The organism is Streptomyces sp. PTL18 (assembly GCF_059510295.1).
This window is the reverse complement of record NZ_JCAJZO010000074.1, coordinates 1-5,527: the sequence shown is the minus strand read 5'-3', so window position 1 is coordinate 5,527 and position 5,527 is coordinate 1. Positions and strand designations below refer to the sequence as shown.

1 protein-coding gene is annotated in these 5,527 nt (G+C 75.2%); it reads right to left on the bottom strand.

What is annotated here, in order from left to right:
- The coding region (locus tag AC5WS8_RS38860) for an SDR family NAD(P)-dependent oxidoreductase (protein WP_496108191.1) at positions 1–5,527 on the bottom strand (5,527 nt) is incomplete at both ends.

Here is a 5,527-nt window from a genome sequence, read left to right as displayed (position 1 = left end):
GACCACCCACACCCGGCCGCCCACACCGACGTCCCCGCACGCCTGAAGCAGCGCGGCGACCACGGCGGGGCCGAGGGGCAGTCCTTCGACGTCGGTGCCGGCGAGGTGGGCGAGGGTGAGCACGCCCCGGACGGGGTGCTGCTCGGTCGCCGTGCGCAGCCGGTCGGCGAGTGCGGCGCGGTGTGTGCGGTCGTCGCCGGTGGCCTCGACGACGGTGACGCGGTCGGGGCCACCGAGGGCCGTGACGACGGCCCCCGGGATCGGGTCGTCACCGGCGGGGCTGCCCGGCAGGAACAGCAGCCAGCGGCTGTCCGCCGGTTCGGTGTCCGCCGTGGGGGGTTCGGTGGCGGCGGGCTTCCACGTCACCCGGTAGTACAGGGCGTCGACGGCGGTCTGCTGCCGCTGCCGCCTGCGCCAGGACGCGAGGGCGGGGACGACCGCGCCGATCTGTTCGGCCTGCACGCCGAGGGTCCGGGTCAGGGCGTCGACGTCCTCGCACTCGACGGCTTCCCAGAACCGGTCGTCGACGGTGTCGGCGGCGGTCCGCGCGGACGGGGCGTCGGCGCTGTCGGGGGCGGTGCCGTGGTCGAGCCAGTAGCGCTCGTGCCGGAAGGCGTACGTCGGCAGGTCGACCGCCGGCGCGGCGGGCACGGCGCCGAACGCCGGGGTCCAGTCGACGTCGACGCCGTGGACGTGGAGCCGGGCGAGGGCGTCGTACAGGCCGGGGACCTCGGGGCGGTCCTTGCGCAGCGCGGGCACGAGCAGCGGAGCGGCGCCGGTGGCGGAACCGGTCGCGGGGTCGTCGGGGAGGCAGGCACGGGCGAGGGCGGTGAGGGTTCCGTCGGGGCCGAGTTCGAGGTAGCGGGTGACGCCCTGTTCGCGCAGGCGGCGGATGTCGTCGGCGAAGCGGACGGGCTGGCGGACGTGGGCGGTCCAGTAGCCCGCGGCGCACAGTTCGCCGGGGTCGGCGAGGGTGCCGGTGAGGTCGGAGACGATCGGGATGTGCGGCCGGTGGTAGGTGAGGCTCTCGGCGACGTGCAGGAAGTCCCGCAGCATCGGCTCCATCAGCGGCGAGTGGAAGGCGTGGCTGACGCGCAGCCGGGTGGTGCGACGGCCGAGCCCGGCGAGGTGTCCGGCGACACGGGAGACGCCGTCCTCGGTGCCCGAGACGACGACGGAGCGGGGCCCGTTGACGGCGGCGATGCCGACCTCGGCCTCCAGTCCGGCGAGCAGGGGCAGCACCTCGTCCTCGGACGCCTCGACGGCGACCATGGTGCCGCCCTCGGGCAGGGCCTGCATCAGTCGGCCGCGCGCCGCGACCAGGCGGCAGGCGTCCTCCAGGGACCACACCCCGGCGACGTGGGCCGCGGCGAGCTGGCCGATGGAGTGCCCGGCGAGGAGGTCCGGGCGTACCCCCCAGGACTCCAGCAGCCGGAACAGGGCCACTTCGAAGGCGAACAGGGCGGGCTGCGTGAACTCGGTGCGGTTCAGGGTCGTTTCGTCGTCCTCGAAGACGATGTCGCGCAGGGACCGTCCCAGTTCGTTGTCGAGGTGGGCGCAGGCGGCGTCGAATGCGTCGGCGAATGTGCCGAAGGCTGCGTGGAGTTCACGGCCCATGCCGATCCGCTGGGAACCCTGTCCGGCGAAGAGGAAGGCGACGCCGCCTTCCGTGCCGGCGGTGCCGACGGCGGCGCCGGGGGACGGTTCGCCGCGGCCGACGGCGTCCAGGGCGGCGAGGAGGGCGGTGCGGTCGTCACCTACGAGGACGGCCCGGTGTTCGAACACGGACCGGGAGGTCGCGAGGGCGTGTCCGACCTGTGCCGGGGTCGTGTCGGGGTGGGCCCGAAGGTGGCCGGCGAGCCGGGCGGCCTGGGCGCGCAGGGCTTCGTCGCTGCGTGCGGAGACCGTCCAGGGCACGACGTCGGCCGGGGGCCGCAGGACCGGCAGGGCGGGAGCGTCGTCGGTCTGCGGTTCTTCCAGGACGATGTGGGCGTTGGTGCCGCTGAGCCCGAAGGCGGACACGGCGGCGCGGCGCGGCCGGTCCTCGTACGACGGCCACCGCTGTTCCTCGGTGAGGAGGGCGACGGCTCCGGCCGACCAGTCGACATGAGAGGACGGCTCGTCCACGTGCAGGGTCCGCGGCAGCACCCCGTGCCGCATCGCCAGCACCATCTTGATCACACCCGCCACACCCGCAGCGGCCTGCGTGTGACCGATGTTCGACTTCACCGACCCCAGCCACAACGGCCGTTCACGATCCTGACCGTACGTCGCGATCAGCGCCTGCGCCTCGATCGGGTCACCCAGCGTCGTGCCCGTGCCGTGCGCCTCCACCGCATCCACATCGGCCGGGGCCAGCCCGGCACCGGCCAGCGCCTGCCGGATCACCCGCTGCTGCGACGGCCCGTTCGGCGCCGTAAGACCGTTCGACGCACCGTCCTGGTTCACCGCGCTGCCCCGGACGACGGCGAGGACCCGGTGACCGTTGCGGCGGGCGTCCGACAGCCGCTCGACCAGGAGCACACCGACACCCTCGGACCAACCGGTCCCGTCCGCACCCTCCGCGAACGCCTTGCACCGCCCGTCCACCGCCAGCCCCCGCTGCCGCGAGAACTCCACGAAGACACCCGGCGTCGACATCACCGTCACACCACCGGCCAACGCCAGATCACACTCACCGTTGCGCAGCGCCTGCACCGCAAGATGCAACGCCACCAACGACGACGAACACGCCGTGTCCACCGTCACCGCCGGACCCTCGAGCCCCAGCACATACGACACCCGGCCCGACACCACCGACGTCGAATTGCCGGTGAGCAGATGGCCCCGCACCTCGTCCGGGACATCGGTCAGGCCGGCGCCGTAGCCCTGGTGGCCGCAGCCGACGAACAGGCCGGTGCTGCTGCCGCGCAGTGAGCGCGGGTCGAGGCCGGCCCGTTCCACGGCCTCCCAGGACACCTCCAGCAGCAGCCGCTGCTGCGGGTCCATGGCGACGGCCTCCCGCGGGGAGATGCCGAAGAAGCCCGCGTCGAACTGCGCGGCGCCGTCGAGGAAGCCGCTCTCGTTGACGTAACTGGTGTTCGGGCGCCGGGAGTCCGGATCGTGGAGCGCGTCGAGGTCCCAGCCGCGGTCCGCGGGAAACGCGGAGATGGCGTCGCCGCCGCGGGTGATGAGGTCCCACAGGTCCTCGGGTGAGCCGACCCGGCCGGGGTAGCGGCAGGCCATCGCGACGATCGCGATGGGCTCGTCCGTGGCGGCGGTCCGGTGCTCCGCGGCGGCGCGGTGGACGGCCGACAGGGAGCCGTCGTCGAGCGCGTGGAGCAGGTGGTCGGCGAGGGCCACCGGGGTGGGGTGGTCGAAGACGAGGGTGGTGGGCAGGGTGAGGCCGGTCGCGCTGGCGAGCAGGTTGCGCAGCTCCACGGCCGTGAGAGAGTCGAAGCCGCAGTCCTGGAACGCCCGGGTGGGCTCGATGCTCTCCGGTGTCGGGTGGCCGAGTGCGGTGGCCGCGCTGCGCCGGACCAGCCTCAGCAGCAGTCGGCGGCGTTCGGCGGCGCCCAGCGGGGCGAGTTCGGCACGGAGCCGGCCTCCGTGTGCGTCGACCGGGCCGGCGGGGGTCGCCGCGGCGTGGGCGGCCTCGGGGATACGGCTGAACAGGGCGCCGCCCGGCAGTCCGCGCCGGCCCTCGGCGATACGGCCCCAGTCGATGTCGGAGACCAGTGCCCAGGTGTCGTCGTGGGCGAGGGTGCGGCCGAGGGCGGTGAGTGCCGGTTCGGCCTCCATCGGGGTCAGGCCGCCGCGCCGCAGCCGGGCCAGGACGGCCGGGTCGTCGGCCATGCCGCCGCCGGCCCACGGGCCCCAGGCGACGGAGGTGGCCGGCAGCCCGGCGGCGCGGCGGGCACGGGCCAGGGCGTCGAGGTGGGCGTTTCCGGCCGCGTATCCGGCCTGGCCGGCGGAGCCGAGGGCGCCGGCGACCGACGAGAACAGCACGAACGCGGTGAGGGGGTGCTCCAGGTCGCGGGTCGCCTCGTCGAGGTTGGCGGCGGCGCGCAGCTTGGCGCGCAGGACGGTGGCGTACCGCCCGGGGTCCATGACGGTGAGCGGCGCGTCGTCGAGGGTGCCCGCCATGTGCAGGACGGCGGTGAGGGGCCGGTCGCTGGGCACGGTGACGAGCAGCGCGTCCAGGGCCGCCCGGTCGGCGGGGTCGCAGGCGGCGACGGTGACCGCCGCGCCCAGCTCCTCCAGCTCGCGGCGCAGTTCGCCGGCACCGGGCGCGTCGGGCCCGCGACGGCTCACGAGCAGCAGGTGCTCGGCGCCCTGCCGGGCGAGGTGGCGTGCGACCCGGGCGCCGATGATGCCGGTGCCGCCGGTGATCAGGGTCGTTCCGGTGAACCGCGGCTCGGGACGGTCGTCGTCCTCACGGACGACCCGGACGAGCCTGCGCGCGAACACGGCGGAGTCGCGCACCGCCAGTTCGCTGTCGTCGCCGGGGCGGATCACGCACGCGACGAGCCGGGTCAGGGTCCGCTCGTCCAGCCGGGACGGCAGGTCGACGAGGCCGGCCCACAGGTCGGAGTGTTCGACGGCGACGGTGCGGCCCAGGCCCCATGTGGTGGCCTGCACCGGCCGGGTGAGCGGGTCGGCGGCGCCGACGGACACCGCCGACCGGGTGGCCGCCCACAGCCGCGCCCCGGTCCCGGTCTCGGCCAGCGCCTGCACGAGCAGGGTGTTCAGATGCAGGCCGAGGGGCACGTCGTCGTGGTCGGGGTGCGGGGTCTCGGTCAGCGCGAGCAGCGAGAGCAACTGCGGGGAGCCGCCCTGGTGCGCCTCGTCGAGAGCGGCGGCGATCCGGGCGCGGTCGGTGTCGGCGGCGACCGGCACGGGGCTCGCCTCCGTTCCGGCGGCGGTGAACGCCTCCACGACGGCGACGGCCGTTTCGGCGGCCTCGGCGTCGTCGGCGCAGAACGGCACCAGCCAGACCCCGGAGGGCGAACCGGCCGGGAGCTCCAGGGGCGTCCAGGTCTCGCGGTACTGCCAGGACGCGGCGGTGGACCGCTGCACACTGCTGTGGTGCCAGGCCGTCAGCGCGGGCAGCACGGGCGCGAGGACATCGGGGTCCAGCGCCAGCCGCTCGGCCAGCTCCTGGACGTCGCCCTTGCGGACGGCCGCCCAGAACGACGAGTCGACCGCATCCCCCCGTCCGTCGTCCCCGTCGGTGGCGACGTCCGCCAGCCAGTACCGCTGCCGCTGGAAGGCGTACGTGGGCAGGGCGAGAGCCTTCGCGCCGGGGAACAGCGCGGACCAGTCGGGGCGGAGCCCGTGCGCGTGCAGCGCGCCGACGGCGCTGAGCAGGGCGACCTGCTCCGATCCCTCCGTGCGCAGCGCGGGCACCGCGACGTGCTGCTCGACGGCCGACCCGGGCTCGTACTCCGCGGGGGGCAGCACGGTCCGCGCGAGGGCGGTGAGGGTGCCGTCGGGGCCCAGCTCCAGGAAGCGCGCGACGGCGTGCTCGTCGGCCAGCGTGCGTACG